At 66.7% G+C, this 20,226-nt stretch carries 18 protein-coding genes; 4 read left to right on the top strand and 14 right to left on the bottom strand.

The genetic code is table 11. The annotated features are described in order from the left end of the window. Positions 1-414: 414 nt before the first annotated feature. Positions 415-801 carry a hypothetical protein gene (locus tag NV1_RS01650; protein WP_218026898.1) on the bottom strand — a complete coding sequence of 129 codons (387 nt, stop codon included), beginning with the start codon at positions 799-801 and terminating at the stop codon, positions 415-417. A 96-nt stretch (positions 802-897) separates the two neighbouring features. On the opposite strand from NV1_RS01650, the gene NV1_RS01645 reads away from it, so the two are divergent. Beyond that, a complete protein-coding gene (locus tag NV1_RS01645; RefSeq protein ID WP_067884698.1) occupies positions 898-3,681 on the top strand; it encodes an FAD-binding and (Fe-S)-binding domain-containing protein in 2,784 nt (927 codons plus the stop codon). A 354-nt stretch (positions 3,682-4,035) separates the two neighbouring features. Continuing rightward, on the top strand, positions 4,036-4,977 hold the full coding sequence (locus tag NV1_RS01640) for a DNA-3-methyladenine glycosylase family protein (RefSeq protein WP_067885048.1): 942 nt from the start codon (positions 4,036-4,038) through the stop codon (positions 4,975-4,977). 52 nt (positions 4,978-5,029) lie between these two features. On the opposite strand, the gene NV1_RS01635 is transcribed toward NV1_RS01640, so the two are convergent. From NV1_RS01635 to NV1_RS01600, 8 genes are all read right to left on the bottom strand, one after another. Beyond that, complete coding sequence (locus tag NV1_RS01635; protein ID WP_067884697.1) at positions 5,030-6,325, bottom strand: ABC transporter substrate-binding protein; 1,296 nt, start codon at positions 6,323-6,325, stop codon at positions 5,030-5,032. After that, the gene (locus tag NV1_RS01630) at positions 6,322-7,200 is read right to left on the bottom strand and encodes a carbohydrate ABC transporter permease (RefSeq protein ID WP_084524964.1); all 879 of its coding nucleotides are present in this window, start codon (positions 7,198-7,200) and stop codon (positions 6,322-6,324) included. The genes NV1_RS01635 and NV1_RS01630 overlap by 4 nt, the downstream gene beginning before the upstream one ends. Continuing rightward, positions 7,190-8,056 carry a carbohydrate ABC transporter permease gene (locus NV1_RS01625; RefSeq protein ID WP_067884695.1) on the bottom strand — a complete coding sequence of 289 codons (867 nt, stop codon included), beginning with the start codon at positions 8,054-8,056 and terminating at the stop codon, positions 7,190-7,192. Before NV1_RS01625 ends, NV1_RS01630 begins: the two co-directional genes overlap by 11 nt. A 642-nt stretch (positions 8,057-8,698) precedes the next feature. After that, positions 8,699-9,451, bottom strand: a complete 753-nt coding sequence (locus NV1_RS01620; protein ID WP_067884693.1) for an SDR family oxidoreductase — start codon at positions 9,449-9,451, stop codon at positions 8,699-8,701. Positions 9,452-9,538: 87 nt separating this feature from the next. Beyond that, entirely contained in the window at positions 9,539-10,522 is a 984-nt protein-coding gene (locus tag NV1_RS01615; protein ID WP_067884691.1) for a hypothetical protein, read from the bottom strand. Between the two features lie 556 nt (positions 10,523-11,078). Beyond that, the gene (locus NV1_RS01610) at positions 11,079-11,399 is read right to left on the bottom strand and encodes a hypothetical protein (protein WP_067884689.1); all 321 of its coding nucleotides are present in this window, start codon (positions 11,397-11,399) and stop codon (positions 11,079-11,081) included. After that, positions 11,396-11,599: a hypothetical protein gene (locus NV1_RS01605; protein ID WP_067884687.1), complete on the bottom strand. Its 204-nt coding sequence runs from the start codon at positions 11,597-11,599 to the stop codon at positions 11,396-11,398. The genes NV1_RS01610 and NV1_RS01605 overlap by 4 nt, the downstream gene beginning before the upstream one ends. Next, positions 11,590-11,904 carry a hypothetical protein gene (locus tag NV1_RS01600; protein WP_067884685.1) on the bottom strand — a complete coding sequence of 105 codons (315 nt, stop codon included), beginning with the start codon at positions 11,902-11,904 and terminating at the stop codon, positions 11,590-11,592. Before NV1_RS01600 ends, NV1_RS01605 begins: the two co-directional genes overlap by 10 nt. A 322-nt stretch (positions 11,905-12,226) precedes the next feature. Between NV1_RS01600 and NV1_RS01595 the strand changes: the two genes are divergently transcribed. Together NV1_RS01595 and NV1_RS01590 are read left to right on the top strand one after the other, a co-directional pair. Continuing rightward, a complete protein-coding gene (locus NV1_RS01595; protein ID WP_067884682.1) occupies positions 12,227-13,138 on the top strand; it encodes a helix-turn-helix domain-containing protein in 912 nt (303 codons plus the stop codon). 57 nt (positions 13,139-13,195) lie between these two features. Next, a complete protein-coding gene (locus NV1_RS01590) occupies positions 13,196-13,402 on the top strand; it encodes a DUF397 domain-containing protein (RefSeq protein WP_067884680.1) in 207 nt (68 codons plus the stop codon). Positions 13,403-13,873: 471 nt separating this feature from the next. Here NV1_RS01590 and NV1_RS01580 read toward each other — a convergent pair whose 3' ends face one another. From NV1_RS01580 to NV1_RS01555, 5 genes are all read right to left on the bottom strand, one after another. Continuing rightward, on the bottom strand, positions 13,874-14,620 hold the full coding sequence (locus tag NV1_RS01580) for a succinate dehydrogenase/fumarate reductase iron-sulfur subunit (protein WP_067884676.1): 747 nt from the start codon (positions 14,618-14,620) through the stop codon (positions 13,874-13,876). Between the two features lie 2 nt (positions 14,621-14,622). Beyond that, positions 14,623-16,641 carry a fumarate reductase/succinate dehydrogenase flavoprotein subunit gene (locus NV1_RS01575; RefSeq protein WP_084524963.1) on the bottom strand — a complete coding sequence of 673 codons (2,019 nt, stop codon included), beginning with the start codon at positions 16,639-16,641 and terminating at the stop codon, positions 14,623-14,625. A gap of 55 nt (positions 16,642-16,696) precedes the next feature. After that, positions 16,697-17,524, bottom strand: coding sequence for a succinate dehydrogenase subunit SdhC (sdhC, locus tag NV1_RS01570; RefSeq protein WP_067884674.1), 828 nt, complete (start codon positions 17,522-17,524; stop codon positions 16,697-16,699). Between the two features lie 841 nt (positions 17,525-18,365). Further along, positions 18,366-18,656: an Rv0250c family protein gene (locus tag NV1_RS01560; RefSeq protein WP_067885044.1), complete on the bottom strand. Its 291-nt coding sequence runs from the start codon at positions 18,654-18,656 to the stop codon at positions 18,366-18,368. 173 nt (positions 18,657-18,829) lie between these two features. Beyond that, positions 18,830-19,792 carry an alpha/beta fold hydrolase gene (locus tag NV1_RS01555; protein WP_067884670.1) on the bottom strand — a complete coding sequence of 321 codons (963 nt, stop codon included), beginning with the start codon at positions 19,790-19,792 and terminating at the stop codon, positions 18,830-18,832. Positions 19,793-20,226 lie beyond the last annotated feature (434 nt).

The raw sequence follows: 20,226 nt of genomic DNA, 5'->3' as shown, positions 1-20,226 counted from the left end.
ATGCTGTCATAACTGAACGGGTTTGCGTTGGGCGTAGCGGTTTTGTGCGCCGGGGAAGTCTGGGCGTGCGGCCCCCCAACCGCGGAAAGCGAGTCCGAACTCGGCCTCGGCAAGATTGTCGTGATCATCGCGGGCTGACCGCGTGCAAGCAGATGCTGTGACAGCTGAACGAATCGACGTTGGGCGGTGGGGTTTTTCTCGCGACGCCGCGCTGTTTTTCGGATCTATCTGCCCGGCAATGCCACGGCGGCCGCCCGAGGGCAAAGCGAATCCGGCACGGCGTCCGGTCGCGGTGGGTCGGGGCGATGTGGTTATCGAGCGGATTTGCGTTGGGGAGCGGCGGTTTCGTTCTCGCCGGTGCCGCAAGGTATCCCGGCCGATCTCGCTGAGTTACTGGTCCGCTGAGCGCGGCTGCTACGGCGTTACCCAGCGGCTGAGGGTGTCGCCGGTGTTCTCCGGTGCGGTGTTGAAGCAGAAACGGATGCCGGGGGCCGCCTCGGCGACCACGTTGATTATGCGTTCGAAGAGCAGGGTGTAGGTGATGTCGACGCGGACGCCCGCACCGATCATGACCAGGTCGAACGGGCCGTCGGCGAGGTGTTCGCGGATCTGGGTCTCGGCCTGGGCCGGGTCGGCGGGAATCTGGCACGACACGGCGCCGAATCCGGCGGCGCGCAGGGCCGCGTTACCGGCTTCGATGCGTGCGGTCAGGGTCGCCTCGTCCAGGCCGGGGTGTTTGCTGTAGTCGAGCGCGTTGGGTTGAAGGCCGATCATCAGGATGCGCGCGGTGGACATCTGCACCCGTTCGACGGTACGCCGGACGCCGAGGTGCGACCAGCGGTGGAAAGTGCGTGCCGCCGGCCGGGTCAGTGGCCCGACCGCGCATAGGCTGGCCATATGACCGATTCGTGGCTGCGGGCGCTGGAGAGCAGGATCGAGGGCGAGATCGACGCCGGTGAGCGGCGGCGCGCGGAATACGCCTCGGATGCCTCGAACTACCGGGTGCGGCCCGCGGCGGTGGTCTTTCCGCGCGGGGATACGGATGTGGCGGCGGTGCTGGCCGCGGCCCGGGACGAAGGGGTGCCGGTGACCGCGCGGGGTGCGGGAACGTCGGTGGCGGGCAATGCGATCGGTTCCGGCCTGGTGCTCGACTTCAGTAGGCATATGTCCGCGATCCTCGGAATTGATGTCGAAAATCGTTGTGCGCGAGTGCAACCCGGTGTCGTACTCGGGACGTTGCAGCAACGGGCGCGGGAATCCGGATTGCGCTTCGGACCGGACCCGTCCACGCAGAATCGCTGCACCCTGGGCGGGATGATCGGGAACAACGCGTGCGGGCCGCATGCCATGGCCTGGGGCCGGACCTCGGATTCGGTGCGCAATCTGCGGATACTCGACGGCACCGGAACCGAGCGAACCCTCGGCGCGGGATTGTCGGCGATACCCGGGCTGGCCGAATTCGCCCGATCCGAACTGGCGGTGATCCGCACCGAACTGGGCCGCTTCGAGCGCCAGGCCTCGGGGTACGGCCTGGAACATCTGCTGCCCGAACGCGATCCCTCGGCGGCGCGCGCCTTCGTGGGTACCGAGGGCACCTGCGGGCTGCTGCTGGAGGCATCGGTGACGCTCGTCCCGGTGCCTCGGGCGACCGTCCTGGTGGTGCTCGGGTACCCCGATATGCCCACGGCGGCAGAGGATGTCGCGGCGATCACCGCGGTCGGCCCGATCGCGGTGGAGGGTATCGATGCCCGGCTCGTGGACGTCGTACGCGCCCATCGCGGCACGGTCCCCGGACTTCCCGAGGGCCGCGGCTGGCTGTTCGTCGAATGCGCGGGCGACACCGCCGACGAGGCGCACGACCGCGCGGCCGCGCTCTGCCGGACGGCGCACGCGATCGACAGCCGCATCGTCACCGATTCCGCTGTGGCAGCGCGACTGTGGCGGATTCGTGCCGACGGTGCTGGGCTGGCCGGGCGCACCCCCGACGGCCGCCCGGCCTGGCCCGGCTGGGAGGACGCCGCGGTGCCGCCCGCGAACCTCGGCGCCTATCTGCGCGATTTCGAGGACTTGATGGGTACGCACGGTGTGGACGGCCTGCTGTACGGACATCTGGGTGACGGCTGCATCCACGTCCGGCTGGATCTGCCGATAGCCGATGCCCCCCAGCGGTTCCGCGACTTCCTCGCCGACGCCGCCGATCAGGTCGTCCGCCACGGTGGCTCGCTGTCCGGCGAACACGGTGACGGCCGCGCGCGCTCGGAGTTGTTGTCGCGCATGTACTCTCCGGCCGCACTCGACGCATTCGCCGGATTCAAGGCGCTGTTCGATCCCGACGGCCTGCTCAATCCGGGAGTTCTGGTGCGCCCCGCCCCGATCGACGCGGATCTACGCCTTGCGGGCCTGCGGCGCACCCCGCCCGCCGGCGGATTCGCCTTCCCCGCCGACGGCGATATCGGCACGGCGGTGCACCGCTGCGTCGGAATCGGCAAGTGCCGAGCGGACACTCGCGCCACGGGTGGTTTCATGTGCCCGTCGTATCTGGCGACCGCCGATGAGAAGGACAGCACCCGCGGACGAGCCCGCGTCCTGCAGGAGGTCGTGCGGGGAGCATTGGACTGGCGTTCGGACGCGGTCGCCGAATCGCTCGATCTGTGCCTGTCCTGCAAGGCATGTGACGCGGACTGTCCGGCCGGGGTCGATATGGCCACCTACAAGTCCGAGACCCTGTACCGCCGGTATCGGCGCAGACTCCGGCCGATGGATCACTACGCTCTGGGCTGGTTGCCGCGTTGGCTCGCCCTGGGTGTGCGGATGCCGCGGGCGTTCAATGCCGTCGCCGGATTCGCTCCGCTGCGCCGGAGCGGTTTCCGCGCGGCCGGTATGGATCCCCGACGTGCGGTTCCAGCCCTGGCGGACACGAGTTTCCGCCGGATGTGGACCGAGCGGCGTGGCAAGCAGTCACCCGGCGGCGAACCGGGTGTACTGCTGTGGATCGACAGCTTCACCGATGCTTTCGACCCCGGGATAGCCTGGGCAGCAGTCGAACTCATCGAATCTCTGGGTCACCGGGTGCGCATTCCGGCACGCCGGGTGTGCTGCGGGCTCACCTGGATCAGCACCGGACAGCTCGACGGCGCCCGTTCGCGGCTGCGCGCCACACTGGACGCACTGGACGCTCACGTGCGTGCCGGTGGCGTGGTGGTCGGGCTCGAGCCCTCGTGCACCGCCGCCCTGCGTTCGGATCTGCCCGCCCTACTACCCGAGGACACGCGGGCCGAGCGAACCGCGCGAGCGGTACGAACCCTGGCGGAATTCCTCACCGCGGATCCCGCGTGGCGTCCACCGGATCGCAGCGGCCACACCGTTGTGGTGCAGCCGCATTGTCATCATCATGCGCTCACGGGATACGACGCGGATCGCGAAATTCTCCGGAGAACTGGTGCGACAGTGATCGAAGTCGCCGGATGCTGTGGACTAGCTGGGAATTTCGGCATGCAGTATGGGCATTACGACATTTCGGTCGCGGTGGCCGAGAATGGATTGCTGCCCGCGCTGCGGAAGGACGCCGACGCGGAGTTTCTCGCGGACGGGTTCTCCTGCCGCACCCAGGCGGCTCAGTTGGCCGACAGGTCCGCGAGCCACCTCGCGCAATTCCTGCTCGACCGGGAAGGTTCGCGGTAGTGCGCACTCGGCCTCGGTCACGGGTGCGCACGGCGACGGATCAGCTGCCGAACGGCAGCGCACCCGGGGCGATCTGGTAGCCGGAGCTGCCGGCGAAGATTCCACCCCAGATGTTCAGCAGCTGATTCAGAATGGTGGTGAGCATTAGAGCCTCCCTAGCGATATATGCCAACCGATTGCCGGGTTATGAATCGGTGGCTGGATGAATCCGATCGGAAATCGCACTCTATGACAGACCCGTTACAGTGTGCCGCCACGGGTGGCATGCGCGCCGCGGGCGAAATCGGCTTTCATGGATATCCGGTGACGCATGTCACTGGAATCCGGCGGGGTGTGTGCGATTCATTCGGCGGCATGGCGCACAATGTTCCGGTGGAATCGAGGGTCGACGCGCAGCGCACGGTGAGCGCCGAGCTGCCGATCGATCTCGCCGGCACCCTCGCGCCGCTGCGTCGTGGCGGCAGTGATCCATGCCATACGACCACCCGGGACGGTGCGCACTGGCACGTCTCGCGCATGCCCACCGGCCCGGTCACCTACCGGCTCACCCAGGCGGGACCGCGGGCCGTGGCGGCGCGGGCCTGGGGTCCCGGCGCGGCGGAGTTCGTCGAGCGGCTGCCCCGCATGCTGTGCCTCGACGAGGACATCGCCGACTTCGTCCCGACCCACCCCAAGATCGCCGAGGCGCATCGCCGGTTCCCCGGCCTGCGCATGCTGCGCACCGGGCTGATCTTCGAATCGCTCGTCCCGGCGGTACTCGAACAACGCGTGCACACCGTCTCCGCCCGCGCCTCGTGGCGGAGGCTGGTGTGGAAGTTCGGTGATCCGGCGCCTGGCCCGACGCCGATACCGATGCGCGTCCCGCCAGACGCGCACACCTGGAGGCACATCCCGTCCTGGGAGTACCACCGCGCGAACGTCGATCCGCAGCGTTCGAAGACGATCGTGCTGGCCGCGCGGGTCGCCGACGGGCTCGAACAGGCCGCGGACCTCGATCCCGCGGCCGCCGCCGAACGTCTGCGGACGGTCCCCGGCATCGGCGTGTGGACCGCCGCGGAGATCGCCCAGCGCGCTATGGGTGATCCGGATGCCCTCTCGGTCGGCGATTTTCACCTCGCCGCGATCGTCGGCTGGACCCTGCTCGGCCGTCCCATCGACGACGAGACCATGGTCGAGTACCTCGAACCTCTTCGCCCGCACCGCTATCGGGCCGTCCGGCTGCTGGAGATCTCCGGCCAGGCCCGCAAGCCGAAATTCGGCCCCCGCACTCCGTTGGTCGACATCAGCCGAATCTGAGCGGGCCCGGAGCCATTCGCTCCATGATCACGAAAACTGTTCTGCCGCAGATTTATTGATCACCCATGGCGGCATTTCCCGCTGCCACCGCACGACTCAGGGCCTCGGGGACCGGCGTGCGGCCGAGATACATCTCCGACAGAATCGGCGTGATGATGTCGTTGGCCGCCGCGAATCCGGGCCCGCTCCCCGCGGAGATCCGGGGCCCGTCGAGCACATCGAAGAACGGCGAGACATCGATTCCCTTGTGCGCCCAGTAATCCCGGTAGATCTGCTGATCGGCGACCACCGCGGGAATGGTCGCGCCCGAGTCGGCCAGGTAGCGATTGCCGTCGGCGCTGCCCAGCCAGGCCAGCAGGCGGCGCACGGCCGACGGATGGCGGGTCGCCGCATTGCCCGCGAGGCCGATCGCATTGTCGGTGCTGACCCGTCCGGCCGGCCCGGCCGGGATCATCGCGATTCCCCAGGGGAATTTCGCCTGCTGAACGACCGTGGCGAGGTTGTAGGTGCCGGATTGGAAGAGCGCCAATTTCCCTTGCAGGAAGGCGTTTCGGGTGAAATCGGTGTTGCTGTCGGTATCGGCGGCCGAGGGAGCGAGCTTTTCGGCGATCAGCCGGACCAGGTAACCGAACGCCTGATTGCCATGCGGGCTGTCGAAGACGAACCGATCGTCCGGGCCTTGCAGACGTCCACCTGCCGAACCCAGGAACGGCAGTTCGATGGATTGCAGGTCGTTGGCGGCGTTGAATGCCCACGGCGCCACCGGCGCGAGCCGGTGCAGCATCGGCGCGAACGTGTCCGCATCGCCTCCCCAGCGCAATCCGGACAGCGCGGTGGGATCGACGTGCGCGGCATCGAGCAGTGCCCGGTTGTAGTACACCGCCGTACCACCGTCCACGAATTGTGGGACCGCCCAGAGCTTTCCGCCGCGGCTGTACTGTGTGACCGCGGACGGGTCCCACGCCCGCTCGGCATCGGGACCCAGCAGCGCGCCGATATCCAGCAGTCGGCCCGAATCCGAATAATCGGCGAAAGTGTTGGTCCAAAACACGTCGTCCGCCGTGCCCCCGGCCACGTCCAGACGTAATTTCTGCTGATAGGAAGACCATGGCACGACCGTGATCCGCACCTCGACACCCGGATTCGCGCGCTGGAACGCATCGAGCGAGGCACGGTAGGCGGGGACGAAACTCGCGTCCCAGATCCGCATTCGCAGAACCGTGCGTCCCGCGCCGTCACCGCCGCGTCCGAGCCACAGCGCCGCTGCGATCAGCAATATCGCGCTCAGTGCGACGGCCAGCACCATCCGAGTCGAGGATTTCGGGGACCTGCTCGTCGCGGAACTCATTTGAGCCCCGTCGAGGTGATCGATCGCAGCACCTGACGCTGGAACACCACGAAAAGCAGGACAAGCGGCACGATCGCCAACGTCGTCGCGGCCATCACGAGCGTCCACTGCGCGTTGTACCGGGTCTGCAGCGTCGCGGTCGAAACCGTCAGCACCTGCCAGGTGTCACCGCTGCTGGCCACCAGCGGCCACATGAAGCTGTTCCATTGCGTGACAACGGTGATCAGTGCCAGCGTGGCCAGAATGGGCCGGCTCATCGGCACCATCACGTGAACCAGGATGTCCAGGGTGTTCGCGCCGTCCAGCCGCGCCGCGCCGAGCAGTTCGCCCGGGATGGACCGGAAGTACTGGCGCAGTAGGAATATCGCGTACGGCGAGGCGAATGCGAACGGAAGTATCAACGCCCAGAACGTATCGAGCCAGCCGAGTTTCGCGAACATCAGATACAGCGGAATCAGGGTGACCACCGGGGGCACCATCATGGTGGCGAGGTAGATCCAGAACAGGATGTCGCGTCCGGGAAATTCGGTGCGTGCGAACGCGTATGCCGCCAGGATCGCGGTGATCAGCTGTCCGCCGGTGATGAACGCCGTCATCAGCCCGGTCACCAGTACCGCGCGGCCCAGTCCCCCGCTCAGTACGGTCGAGAAATTCGCTCCGGTCACCGGATTCGGCAGTGCCAGTGGTGAACCGGTGGCGAACTGCTCCGGAGTCTTCACCGCGGTCATAGCGCTGAGCACCAGCGGTGCCACGGTCGCCAGGGCTCCGGCGAACAGCAGCAGATAGACCGCGAGGCCCCGCAGCCGGGCCCGGGTTTTCGGTCGCCTTGCGAAAGACGCTGTGCTGGAGAGTCTTCCGATCGATTCAGTACTCATGGACCGTCCGGCCCCGGAAGTAACGATGCTGGAGAAGGGTGATCACGAACATCACCGCGAACACCACCAGCGCCATCACCGCGGCACGTCCGGGTCGCGCGGCAACGAACGCCTCGTCGAAGATCCGCATGGCGACCACATCCGTACGATTCCCCGGTCCGCCCCGGGTCAGCGCGTACACCGTGTCGAAGGTCTGGAATGCGGTCAGCATGCCGGTGACCAGCACGAAGAACATGGTGGGACGCAACAGCGGCAGTACCAGCCAGCGTGTGCGCCGCCAGCCGATCGCCCCGTCCAGCGCGCCCGCGTCCAGGATCTCCGGCGGGATCGCCCGGATACCGGCGACGAAGAACAGTGCCACATAACCGAAATTCGACCAGATCCCCACCACCGCAACCGATGGCAGTGCCAACGCCGGATCGGACAGCCATTCGATCCGGCTGCCCAGCAGAGCGTCGATCGCACCGCCGGTCGGCGCGAACATCCACTGCCACACCACGCCGACCGCGACCGGCGCACACATCCACGGCAGCGCGAACATCACCCGCAACGCCGTCCCGCCGCGCCGGCGCGCCAACGGCAGCGCGACGGCCAATCCCAAGACGGTCTGCACCGGCACCACGATCGCCGCCAGCCCCACCGTCACCAGCAGCGAATGCCCGAACGCCGGATCACCCAGCACCGCACGCCAATTCCGCAGCCCCACAAACCGCATGGGCCCCAACAGGTTCCAACTGTGCACACTGAGCCAACCCACCACCACGATCGACAACACCAGAAAACACCCGACCCCCACCGCGCTGGGCAACAACAGCCCATAACTGGTCAGTCCCCGCCGAACCGCCCGCCGCCTCATACCGCGAACCTACCTCGGCCCACCAACCTCGGCGAACCCGCCGGATGCCGCTTCCGTCCGCGTGCGAACTTCCCGCGCCGTGCTGCGGCGACGGTGTTGGGGACCCTCCCCTACTTCGGTGCGTCCGCCCGGTGCCGCTTCCATCCGCGTGTGCGAACTTCACGCGGCGCGCTGCGCCGGTGGTGATGGTGTTGGGGCCCTTCGTCTGTCTCGGTGCGTCCGCCGGATGTCGCTTCGATCCGTGGCCGAATTCCACGCGGCGTGCTGCCCCGACAGTGCTGCGGATTTTCGCGCGGTCCTGCCGTAGCCCGATGCGAGTTGCCCACGTGCCCGTCCCGGCTCTCTCCTGGGCGGCGTGGTCGTTCGCACCTGCGCGCCCGGTCAGGCCCTCTACCCCGGGGTGCCTCCGGCCCGGGCGTGCCCACCCGGGTGTGTGACGCGCCTGAGTGATCAGAACCTATCTGCCCGAATAGAACTCGGCTCATCAGAGGTTCGAGTCCGCCCCGTCGCTCAGCGTGCCGACGACGCGTGTAACCGTCGCGGGTGCGCGGGATGGTGTGCCGTACCGTCCCGCATACCCGCCGACCGATGCGAAATCCGTTCGAGTACGGGCGATTCGATATCGCAGGCGACCCGCGAAGGTCAGTTGGTGGGGCCGCCCGCGACATAGATGACCTGGCCCGAGACGAAGCCCGCGCCCTCGCTGACCAGGAACGAGGCGGTGTGTGCGATATCCTCGGGGCGCCCGACGCGCTGCACCGGGATCTGGGCGGCCGTGGCCTTCTGGAAGTCCTCGAAGTCCACGCCGACGCGGGCAGCGGTGGCGGCGGTCATGTCGGTGACGATGAATCCCGGCGCGATGGCGTTCGCCGTGACGCCGAATTTGCCCAGCTCGATGGCAACGGTCTTGGTGAAGCCCTGCATACCGGCCTTGGCCGCGGAATAGTTCGCCTGGCCGCGGTTACCCAGCGCCGAGGTGCTCGACAGGTTCACCACCCGGCCCCACTTGGCCTCGACCATGTACTTCTGCACCGCGCGGGTCATCAGGAACGCACCCCGCAGATGTACGCCCATGACCGCGTCCCAGTCGTCCACGGACATCTTGAACAGGAGATTGTCCCGCAGAATACCGGCGTTGTTCACCACGACGGTCGGTGCGCCGAGCGATCCGGCCAGCTCCCCGACGGCCGCGGCCACCGAGTCCTCGTTCGATACGTCCGCGCCCAGGGCCACCGCCTTACCACCGGCCTCGGTGATCGCCTGGACGGTGTCGGCGCAGTGCGCGGCATCCAGATCCAGCACGCCGACGGCCAGTCCGTCCGCGGCCAGCCGCTTGGCGACCGCCGCCCCGATCCCCCGGGCGGCTCCGGAAACTACGGCAACTCGTTCGGCCATGACATATCCTCCGTCTGCATCGTTCGGCGTCGAACACAGGTGTAACTGCACCCTGCAGCATACGAAGCGGTTTGTCCGTCCTCGGACCTACTCCACCCAGAGCGTCCAGGCGGCGCTGCGGCCCTGGCCCTCGCAGACCAGGGCGTGGCCGTCGGCGGTCCGCGCGGACTTGTCGCCGGCCGCATTGCACTTCGAGCCGTTGTCGTAGACGGCGGTGGAGACGGTGTACGGCCCGGTCCACCGATATCCGCTGCTGCCCTTCAGACACAGCAGGGTGGTGCCGTCGGAGGTGGCGCCGATGAGCGCGGCCTGCGCCTGGGTGCACACCTGGCCCTGTGCGACCGCGGTCCGGTCGGCGGAGGTGGTCGGCGCGGCGGTGCTGACGGTGACTTGCAGGGGTGGGACGTCGCCGGCGGTCGCCGGTGTGGTCGCGGTCTGGGTGACCGGCGTCGAATCGGCCTGGAAGCGGAACGGACTGTGCGGCAGCGTAACTCCGGACAAGGCGAGCAGACCGACCAGCGCCGTCGCCTCCGCGGCCCCGAGCAGCAGCGCGAACAGCGCCATCATCCGGCCGCGCGGGTGGGTGAAGGAGATGAGCCCGAACACGATCGCCACCGGGAACAGCACCAACAGCGCGGCCACCAGTGCCACGATCGAATACGGGTTGACGATCGGGGGCACCTCGACCCGTAATCGACCGGACCGTCGCCTGCTCGGCGCGGACTCGTGGTAGTCGTCATCGAGATCGGTCGCCGGGGCCCGGCGCCGAGTCTGCCCGGTTTCGTAACCGTCGTCCGCCGCGGCCTGACGGCGAGTCTGCGCCGCCTCCCAGCGCTCACCCTCCGGTGACGGGGCAAGCCGCCGGTTCTCGCCGGTGTCGGTGCGTCCGGGCGCCTGCACCGGATGGCGTCCGGTCGTCCCGTTGTCCCACCGCTGCCCGTTCGGCTCGGGCGGCAACCGCCGGTTCTGCGCCGTACCCCACCGGTCCTCTTCCGGTTCGGCCACCGGCCAGGGCCCCGAGGCATGCGCCGTGGACCCCTGCGCGTCGGCGGACTGCTTGCGTCGGGCCATACGGTTCCTCTCACACATGAGCAGGAACCTCGAACAACGGACCCGCCCCGATAACGAAGAGGATAAGGGCCCTGGCCGCACCCGCAACCCCGGTCAGTGATATCCGCCCACGTTCGCGCCCGCACGCACCCCCTCTCCGCCGGATGTCATCCCCGAGCACCCGCCGTCTCGTCCCCGGCAACTTCTCCGCCGTCGCTGTGCGACCCACATACCCGCAGGTAGTCGGCAAACCGGCCGTTCCCGCCGAGCGAATTCCGACCCGGTCCCGAAATGTCCTGTGACGCAATACGGCACAGTTGCGCCACCGGGCCGCGCCGGTCACCGCATGGCCGAACCACCGTTGCGCACGGACTCGGACACCACGCCATCGCTGGCCGGTATCGCCCGACCTGACCGTCGACCGACCCACGCCATCGGCGCCGGACACCGATGGTATCGGCGAAATGCCGCCACGCCGGTGCGACCCAGTTGCGCCAGGAATTCCGGCTGCCCTGCCGTGCCGTCGTATGGCGCAGTTGCGCCAGTCGCTCGGCCCGGAGTCTCCCGCGACGCGAGGTCAGTACTCGTCGATGGGGTTTTCGCCGACGAATGCTATGCGCAGGCTCAGCAGGGCTCCGGCGAACCAGAACAGCATGCGGTCGTAGTGATTGAGGCCGTGTGCCGGGCGGGCGCCGAATGTCGCGCGCCGCAGGGCGGCGCGGTGCCGTCCCAGCTCACGGCGATGTTCGGGCTTCGAGGCCAGGTACGCCGCGGCGGCTCGGCGGCCGGGAGCCAGGGCGTGGCGCGCGGTGGCGGCGGCGTGGCGTGGGGTGGTGCGGCTGGGAGGAGGGAGCAGCCGCACCACCTTCCGGCTGCCCGCCGGTTCCAGCGCGGTCACGGCAGTGCCCGCTGGTCCAGCACGCAGCGGCCCTCTTCGACCAGGACGGCGCGGGCGCGGCGGCGCACCCGGCACAGGTCGACCGAGCATTCCAGGTGCAGTTGCATTGCGGCATGGGCCTGTTCGACGGTCATCACGCCAGGATCGTTGGCGCACCGCAGCAAACCGGCGACCGGCATATTGTGGTTGGTCAGTTGCATGCCGCCACCTCCCCGTATCGGCGAACCCCTCGTCGGGGTGCGGGATGGTCCTCCCAGGGCTGCTGATTGATGGCCATACCCAGTGCTTCCAACAGGGTGAGGCCCACCTTGGTCGCCAACCCTGCGACCGAATCCAGCAGTGGCGGCACCGCTTCGGCAACCTGCAGCGCAGCTACCGCCTGCGCACAGGTCAGGGTGCGGCCGGGCAGATAGGACACGACCCAGCCTTCCTGTCCCACACTGCGGGCTCGGTGGGGCGTGCAATCGCTGGTCATCAACGACGACCCGATGACGTGTACGGCCATGACTCCTCGTTCCTGCGTGCGAATCCTGATGGTGCCCGGAGGTTTTTCAGACCTGTTCCGGACTAGATGCTATCCCCGAGCACACTTTCAGCATCCTCCAACAGGCGGCCCAACTGCCCCGGTTTGGATATCCAGAACGAATTCAGGCGAATGTCCAGCAGCGAATCCACTTGGGGGAGGAAGATTCTCCATAGTGGATGAGATCCCCCCTCGCCGATGTGTGACGTCCGGGTCGGGGTGGTGGTAGTTCGGCGGGGGCCCCACGGTACTTCCGACCCGCACTCGATGCCGGGCGGCATCCGATCAGAACGGAGTGTGTGCTGTGTCCGTGAGTTCCGAAAACCAGAGTGCCGAGTCCGCCTCCTCGTCGACTCTGCCCCGGCGTCAGCTCGGAAGATACCTGCGTGACTGGCGAACTCAGGGCGGCCTCACCATCGCGGAGGCCGCGCGGCTGATGGAGTGGGGCGCCAGCACGTTGCAGCGATTGGAGAAAGGGCAGGCAGATCGCATACGCACCATAGACATTCAGGAACTTTGCCGGATCTACGGCATTCCGGACGAGATCGCCGACGGCCTCAAGGGGCTGGCCCAGCAGGCCGCGGTGAAGAGCTGGTGGCACGCCTACGGTGATCTGATTCCCGAGAACTTCGATGTCTATGTGGGTTTGGAGGCATCGGCACTGCGATTGGTGTCCTATCAGTCCGAGTTGGTGCCCGGTTTACTACAGACCGCCGAGTACGCCCGCGCGCTGAACCGGCTCGGCTATCCCGAGGACACCGAGGCCGAACTGGAACGGCGCGTCCAGCTGCGACTTCAGCGGCAGGCCTTGATAACTCGCAAAGCGCATCCCGCGACGGTGGACGTCGTGCTGGACGAGTCGGTCTTGCGCCGCGTCGTCGGAAGTGCAAGGGTGATGGCGGCGCAGCTGCGGCACTTGGCCGATCTCAGTACTCGGGACAATGTCACGCTGCGCATCCTGCCCTTCGCAGCCGGTGTCCCCCTGGGCCTTTCGACCGGCCCGTTCGTGATCCTCGAGTTCGGAACCGACAGCAAGGGGCAACCGGTCGAACCTCCCGTGGTGTACGTGGAGGGGTTCACCGGAGATCTGTATCTCGAGAGGAAAGCCGACGTGCGGCGCTATCGGCATGCCCACGAGGTTCTGTTGCGCTGCGCGTTGGATGTTCACACCAGTAGAAACCTGCTGCGGCAGGTTGCGAAGGAGTACGCCGTGTGAGCGCCCCGCACTTCCGCGGGCTCGCTCGTACCGGAAAGGAACCTTGAGGAGATGAGGATGAGCAGCGAGCCGACGGGCGCTCGATGGTTCAAGAGCAGTCGCAGCGGTGCGGGCAAGGAGTGTGTGGAGGTGGCATTCCTGTTCGGCGAGCGGGTGGGCGTACGTGACAGCAAGAACCCGGGCGGCCCGGCGCTGGTCTTCGCCGCAGCCGACTGGACGGCGTTCACCACGGCGGTTCGGCTCGGACTATTCGACGCGAACTGATCCGAGCGCGCGCCGGACGGGCCGGGACGTTTCGGCCCGTCCGTTCCGCGTCTGCCGGGAATTCGCTGCAGGTCACGGCGGGAAAGATCACGAATCGGTGGCCGTTGTACAACGAAAGCATGTTTGCTCATGCTGGTTATGGGTAACGCTAATATGTGGACCGAGGACTGAAAAACACTCCCCGGTACCGCAGACTATTCCCGGGCGATTGGGTTGAGCGTCTGATCGTAGGAATGCTGTTCGCGGTATCGGCGGGAGGTGTGTACGTACTGAATGGAGCGGTGTTCTCCGCGCTGTTGTTCGGTCTGCTCGTCGCACTCGTCGCCGTCGGTGTGCTAACCCAGTTGTAGCTGGTGCGCACGGCGCGACCCAGACGATTCCCGTTGTCCCCCAGGCTGTTTCATCTCGCCCGCAGCATTTCTCGCACATCCGGGCCACGGTCGTGATCCGGGCCCGGACGTACGTCGTCGGCTACCGCCGGAAGAGCTTGTTTCCGAGCCAGACGATCGGATCGTATTTCCGGTCGGCGACCCGTTCCTTCATCGGAATGAGAGCATTGTCGGTGATCTTGATATGTTCCGGGCACACCTCGGTACAGCATTTGGTGATATTGCAGAGGCCGAGGCCGAATTCGTCTTGAGCCATATCACGGCGGTCGGCCACATCCAGCGGATGCATTTCCAGTTCGGCGACCCGCATCAGGTAACGCGGACCGGAGTACGCGTTCTTGTTGTCGTCATGATCGCGCACCACATGGCAGACGTTCTGACAGAGGAAGCATTCGATGCACTTGCGGAACTCCTGGGAGCGCTCCACGTCCACCTGCTGCATCCGGTAGTCACCGGGCTTCAGATCGGCGGGCGGCGTGAACGACGGGATCTCCCGGGCCTTCTCGTAGTTGAACGATACGTCCGTGACGAGATCGCGGATGACCGGGAAGGTGCGCATCGGCGTCACCGTGACGACCTCGTCCTGGGCGAAGGTGGACATCCGCGTCATGCACATCAGCCGGGGGCGGCCGTTGACCTCGGCCGAACAGGAACCGCACTTACCGGCCTTGCAGTTCCAGCGCACCGCGAGATCCGGGGCCTGAGTGGCCTGTAGCCGGTGGATGATGTCGAGTACGACCTCGCCCTCGTTCACCTCGACCGTGAAGTCCTGTAGGCCACCACCGTCGGTGTCGCCGCGCCATACTCGGAACTGCGCGTCGTAACCCATTGCTACTCATCCCCTTTCGGTGTCGGATCTGACCCGATCGGGGGGCCTCCGTGGTCACGCTCGCTGCCGCCTCCGGCCTCTGACCGATCAGGCCGTGAAGTCTCTCCTGCTGCCGCCGGATGATTGGCGAGTTCCGCAGGGGTGTAATACTTCTCGAGTTCACTCAGTTCGAACAGGGCGAGCAATTCGTCCCGCATGGGTTTCTGATCGGCCGGTGTCACGGTGACGCCCGGCACGGTCTGCGCGTCGTCCTCGGGATCGACCCGGCAGACCAGCAGCTTGTTGCGCCAGTCCGCCTCCATCTTCGGGTGGTCGTCGCGGGTGTGCCCGCCGCGGCTCTCGGTGCGGATCAGCGCCGCCTGCGCCACACATTCGCTGACCAGCAGCATGTTCCGCAGATCCAGCGCCAGATGCCAGCCCGGATTGAACTGCCGGTGCCCCTCCACGGTGACGTGGTCGTAGCGTTCGCGCAGTACGCCGAGCTTCCCGATGGCATCTTCCAGCTCGTGCTGTTTGCGGATGATGCCGACCAGGTCGTTCATCGTCTGCTGCATGTCGCTGTGCAGGGTGTACGGATTCTCCGCGGTGCCCTCGGCGGGCGAATCGAACGGAGCCAGAGCGGTTTTCGCGGCCGCGGCGATATCGTCCTCGGCGATCTTCGGGCGGTCGGGGAGCTGTTCCACATAGGAGGCCGCGCCGAGTCCGGCGCGCCGGCCGAAGACCAGCAGATCGGACAGCGAGTTGCCGCCGAGCCGGTTGGATCCGTGCATACCGCCGGAACATTCACCCGCCGCGAACAGGCCCGGCACCACCGCCGCACCGGTATCCGGGTCGACCTCGATACCGCCCATCACGTAGTGACAGGTCGGCCCGACCTCCATCGGCTCGGCGGTGATGTCCACATCGGCGAGCTCCTTGAACTGATGATGCATCGAGGGCAGCCGCTTGAGGATCTCCTCACGCGGCAGCCGGGAGGCGATGTCCAGGTAGACCCCGCCGTGCGGCGTACCGCGACCGGCCTTGACCTCCTCGTTGATCGCTCGCGCCACCTCGTCGCGCGGGAGCAGGTCCGGGGTGCGGCGCGCGGAATCGTTGTCGCGCAACCACTGGTCGGCCTCATCCTCGGTCTCGGCGTACTGTCCCTTGAAGACCGGGGGGATGTAGTCGAACATGAACCGCTTGCCCTCGGAGTTCTTGAGTACCCCGCCGTCACCGCGCACACCCTCGGTGACCAGGATGCCCTTCACACTCGGCGGCCAGACCATGCCGGTCGGATGGAACTGCAGGAATTCCATGTTGATCAGCGTCGCCCCGGCGCGCAGCGCGAGCGCGTGCCCGTCGCCGGTGTACTCCCAGGAATTCGAGGTCACCTTGTAGGACTTGCCGATTCCGCCGGTCGCCAGCACCACCGCGGGGGTCTCGAACAGGATGAACCGGCCCGATTCGCGCCAGTATCCGAACGCGCCGGCGATGCGGTCGCCGTCCTTGAGCAGATCGGAGATGGTGCATTCGGCGAAAACCTTGATCCGCGCCTCGTAGTCGCCGGTCTTCGCGAAATCCTCCTGCTGCAGCGAGACGATCTTCTGCTGCATGGTGCGGATGAGTTCGAGGCCGGTGCGGTCGCCGACGTGCGCCAGGCGAGGGTAGGTGTGACCGCCGAAGTTGCGCTGGCTGATTCGTCCGTCCGGGGTCCGATCGAACAGCGCCCCATAGGTTTCCAGCTCCCACACCCGATCGGGGGCCTCCTGCGCGTGCAGTTCGGCCATCCGCCAGTTGTTGAGGAATTTGCCGCCGCGCATGGTGTCGCGGAAATGGGTCTGCCAGTTGTCCTTCTCGTTGGCGTTGCCCATCGATGCCGCGCAGCCGCCCTCGGCCATCACGGTGTGCGCCTTACCGAACAGTGATTTGCACACCACCGCCACCGACAGGCCCTGTTCGCGCGCCTCGATCACCGCGCGCAAACCGGCGCCACCCGCGCCGATCACCACGACGTCGTACTTGTGCCGTTCGACTTCAGGCATGGACCGAATACTCCTGAGAGGCAGAGGGGTTGGAGCGAAATGGAATCGGATGAGATCAGTGCACGAACCGCAGGTCCGTGAGAGTGCCGCTGGCGACCAACATCACGTAGAAGTCGGTGATCGCCAGAGTGGCGAGCGTGGTCCAGGCCAGCTGCATGTGGCGGGTGTTCAGCTTGGACACCTGGGTCCAGAACCAGTACCGCACCGGGTGGGCCGAGAAGTGCTTGAGCCGACCGCCCGCGATGTGGCGGCAGGAGTGGCACGACACGGTGTACGCCCACAGCAGGATCACGTTGACGACCAGGATGATGTTGCCCAGTCCGAATCCGAATCCGCCGTTCTTGCCGTGGAAGGCCATGATCGCGTCGTAGGTGTTGATGAGCGAGACGATCACCGCGATGAAGAAGAAGTAGCGGTGCGCGTTCTGGATGATCAGCGGAAGCCGGGTCTCGCCGGTGTATTTCGCATGCGGTTCGGCCACCGCACAGGCGGGCGGGGAGAACCAGACCGCCCGGTAGTAGGCCTTGCGGTAGTAGTAGCAGGTCAACCGGAACAGCAGCAGGAACGGCAGGGCCAGGAACCCCAGCGGGATCCAGCTCGGCAGTGCGCCGAACCAGTGCCCGAAGTGGCTCGAACCCTCGGCGCACGAGGTACTCACGCAGGGTGAGTAGAACGGCGTCAGGTAGTGGTAGTCCGGCACCCAGTAGGCGGTGCGGACGAAGGCCCGGATCGTCGCGTAGATGACGAACGCGGCCAGGCCGATCACCGTCATCGTCGGTGGGACCCACCATTTGTCGGTGCGCAGGGTCCGGTCCGGGATGCTCGCGCGGCCCCGGCCGAAGACTCCCGTACCCGATTCGGAAACTGTGCGCTGTGTGGTCACTGGTTCGCTCGCAAGCTCGCTCACGGCAGGATGCCTCGCCTATCTGCCCCGCGGAACATCATCGTTACCTCCGGCATCGAATGTGATGCTGAGCACCATACGGCACCTGAGCTATGAGCTGTCACGCGCTTCGGCAATATCGCACCGCTTGCATTCATATGATTTGCGCCACATTTTCTGATCTTCGTCCGGTGGGGAGGGTTCGGGCGAATCTCGGGCAACAATCACGAACTGCATTGAGCAACAAGACAATTCGACAAGCGACGACAATTCGCACTTTTCGCTACCGGAACCGCGCCCGCGACGCCGCCACGTACCAGCAACAATCGTGCGTTCCATGATCGGCAAGGGTTCGTGCGGCGGGTGATATCAAGATCGAATTACCGAAACGGGTGCGGGCACGTACCGCGCGGACCTTCGGCGGGTGCCGTGAGCCGGGCAACGACCCGGCCGCACCGCCGTGCTCGACGCGCTCGCCCCCGTCGGTTCGGAGGCGAGCCGGGAAGTCGCCGAAGTTATTCGTCGGCATCACCGCACGACGGAAGCCGAGCCCCTTCGCAACCGGAAATCGGCAGCCGAGCCCAACGCGTGGTCCGCCGCGCGGGTATGTGCGGAACTCTGCCTGGCACTCGCCGAGCGACACGGCACTGCCGCTGGCCCGCGCGCACGCCATCGACGGCAGCCGATCCCGCGATAGCGGGAAATGGACAACTCATCTCGCGGGCACATGGGTAACTCCCCGGGTACGCCCGAAAAGTAACCGAAAGCTCGACCGCCGGCCCGAAGCCCAAGTCTCCCCGCACTCAACGACACGCTGAAGGTGCGGGGAGGCGGGCAAGCGCTATGTGGTGCGGGGGCGGGAGTGGAAGCCGAGACCCTCGTCCTGGGCGCCCATCCACGCGGCCTCGTCGGACTTGCTGTCCGGGACGTAGATGATGTCCTGTTCGCGGCGGCTGCTCACCTCCGGCGGCGGGGCCTGCTCGAAATCCTCGGTGTCGAGCAGGAGCCGTTCGAGGTCGTTCTCCAGGCGGCGGACCGAACGGGCGTCGCCGTAGTGGCCGCGCAGTGCGCCGATGCACTGCTGGAGCTGCCCGACCGCGAAGTGGAGCTCCGCAATATCGCTGCGTGTCATCGAAACCTCCTCGAGCGGGGTGAGGGCGACTCGGCGCTGTGCCGCCCCGTATGCGATCGAAGATGATCTTACTGTGATCGACCGCACATCGTGATCTACAACACAGTACGCGAACTTTCCGATTCTGGCTCGAACACAGCCTGGGCCAGGTATTTCGCCCGGTCGCGGGATGATCATCCGGCGATTGCGCAGATCGGGCTCGGTGCTGTGCTCGTGGCGCGGGCCCGGTCGACCAGCGCCAGGACGGCGATCGCGACCTCCTCGGCGCGTTCGAGGATGACGCTGTGCCCGGCTCCGTCCAGGCGCACCAGTTCGGCGGCGGAGAGCTGGGAGGCCAGTACCACCGAATGCGCGAACGGGATCATGATGTCCGCCGAACCGGCCAGGACCAGTGCGGGCAGATCGGCCAGCAGCGCCAGGGTCGCGGTCTCGTCGAAGCGGATCAGCGAATCCAGGAAACTGGCCATGGTCAGCAGCGGTGTGTCGTTGAGCATCGCGGTGGCGACCGCGACCATGCGCGGGCTCACCGCCCGGGTGCCGAAACTGGCCTCGCGGATGATCGGTTCGAGGACCCGGCGGCCGAACTGCTTGGACGCCTGCATGATTCGCGGCGCGCGCCGAACCGCGACCTGGAACGAGGTCACCGCGTGCCGGTGCAGTACGCGAGCCAGTCCGACGCTGGTGATGCCGCCGGCCGCGGAGGCAAGCAGCGCGATACCCGCCACCCGGGTTCCGATTGCCGCGGGATGGAGCCGGGCGTATGCGAGCGCGACCATCGCGCCCATCGAATGTCCCACCAGCACAACGGGACCCGTCGGCGCGACCGCGCGCAGCACCGCGTCCAGGTCGTGGCCGAGCTGGTCGATGGTGTACGTGGACGGATCGGCCGCCCCCGAATCACCGTGCCCGCGATGGTCGTAGAACACCATGCGAGTGCTCGAGTCCCAGCGCGGCAGCAGGTGCTCGCGCAGGAAGGACCAGGAGTCCGCCCGCAGGCAGTGCCCGTGGACGAATACGACGGTGAGTGTCGCGTCGTCCGCGCCGAAGACGCGCACGGCGAGCGGGGTGCCGTCGTCGGCGCTGACGGTGGCGTACCGGCCCTCGCCGGCTGCGGCGGGGAGTGCGATCGTGGACATGACGTCCTCCTGGTGCGAGTCCGTTCTTGCCCGGTTGTCGGATTGAATTTCCACCGCGTTAACCGGCCCAACCAGGCGTTATCCACACGTTGTGGAATTGCGGCCGGTCGTCGACCGCGCCCGGGGCGCGGCGATCCGGAAAGGAGCGGTCCTCGCGCGTGACGCCTGCGGCCGGACGCGGTGCGACCCGAACTGTCGACCTTTCTAGCTTTATCTAGTGCTCTCGGTAGATTCTCGTAGAGAAAGGTATGAGCGGTATGTGGATCGCACGGGCTGGAACGCCCAGCGGGTGCGGCACGGCCGCGTGACACCAGGAATAGCACCATCCAGCCCTCGTCCCGGAGAGCGATGGATTGCGATACGGGGCGGAATTCGGGAGGAATCTACCGGTATCTAGAAATTCGGCTAGTCATGGATAGACTTCCGAATCGTCC

It is taken from the genome of Nocardia vaccinii NBRC 15922 (assembly GCF_001613305.1).
Classification (GTDB): Bacteria; Actinomycetota; Actinomycetes; order Mycobacteriales; family Mycobacteriaceae; genus Nocardia; species Nocardia vaccinii.
Note: the sequence above shows the minus strand (reverse complement) of the source record. Positions and strands in the feature narration are given on the sequence as shown.

What these genes read in the sequence shown, in the direction of transcription:
- NV1_RS01615 (WP_067884691.1), bottom strand. Translation starts at nt 10,522, where the DNA reads ATGGCCCGACGCAAGCAGTCCGCCGACGCGCAGGGGTCCACGGCGCAT.
- NV1_RS01575 (WP_084524963.1), bottom strand. Translation starts at nt 16,641, where the DNA reads ATGCCTGAAGTCGAACGGCACAAGTACGACGTCGTGGTGATCGGCGCG.
- NV1_RS01590 (WP_067884680.1), top strand. Translation starts at nt 13,196, where the DNA reads ATGAGCAGCGAGCCGACGGGCGCTCGATGGTTCAAGAGCAGTCGCAGC.
- NV1_RS01635 (WP_067884697.1), bottom strand. Translation starts at nt 6,325, where the DNA reads ATGAGTTCCGCGACGAGCAGGTCCCCGAAATCCTCGACTCGGATGGTG.
- NV1_RS01555 (WP_067884670.1), bottom strand. Translation starts at nt 19,792, where the DNA reads ATGTCCACGATCGCACTCCCCGCCGCAGCCGGCGAGGGCCGGTACGCC.
- NV1_RS01625 (WP_067884695.1), bottom strand. Translation starts at nt 8,056, where the DNA reads ATGAGGCGGCGGGCGGTTCGGCGGGGACTGACCAGTTATGGGCTGTTG.
- NV1_RS01640 (WP_067885048.1), top strand. Translation starts at nt 4,036, where the DNA reads ATGGCGCACAATGTTCCGGTGGAATCGAGGGTCGACGCGCAGCGCACG.
- NV1_RS01600 (WP_067884685.1), bottom strand. Translation starts at nt 11,904, where the DNA reads ATGGCCGTACACGTCATCGGGTCGTCGTTGATGACCAGCGATTGCACG.
- NV1_RS01605 (WP_067884687.1), bottom strand. Translation starts at nt 11,599, where the DNA reads ATGCAACTGACCAACCACAATATGCCGGTCGCCGGTTTGCTGCGGTGC.
- NV1_RS01580 (WP_067884676.1), bottom strand. Translation starts at nt 14,620, where the DNA reads ATGGGTTACGACGCGCAGTTCCGAGTATGGCGCGGCGACACCGACGGT.
- NV1_RS01630 (WP_084524964.1), bottom strand. Translation starts at nt 7,200, where the DNA reads ATGAGTACTGAATCGATCGGAAGACTCTCCAGCACAGCGTCTTTCGCA.
- NV1_RS01560 (WP_067885044.1), bottom strand. Translation starts at nt 18,656, where the DNA reads ATGACACGCAGCGATATTGCGGAGCTCCACTTCGCGGTCGGGCAGCTC.
- NV1_RS01620 (WP_067884693.1), bottom strand. Translation starts at nt 9,451, where the DNA reads ATGGCCGAACGAGTTGCCGTAGTTTCCGGAGCCGCCCGGGGGATCGGG.
- NV1_RS01645 (WP_067884698.1), top strand. Translation starts at nt 898, where the DNA reads ATGACCGATTCGTGGCTGCGGGCGCTGGAGAGCAGGATCGAGGGCGAG.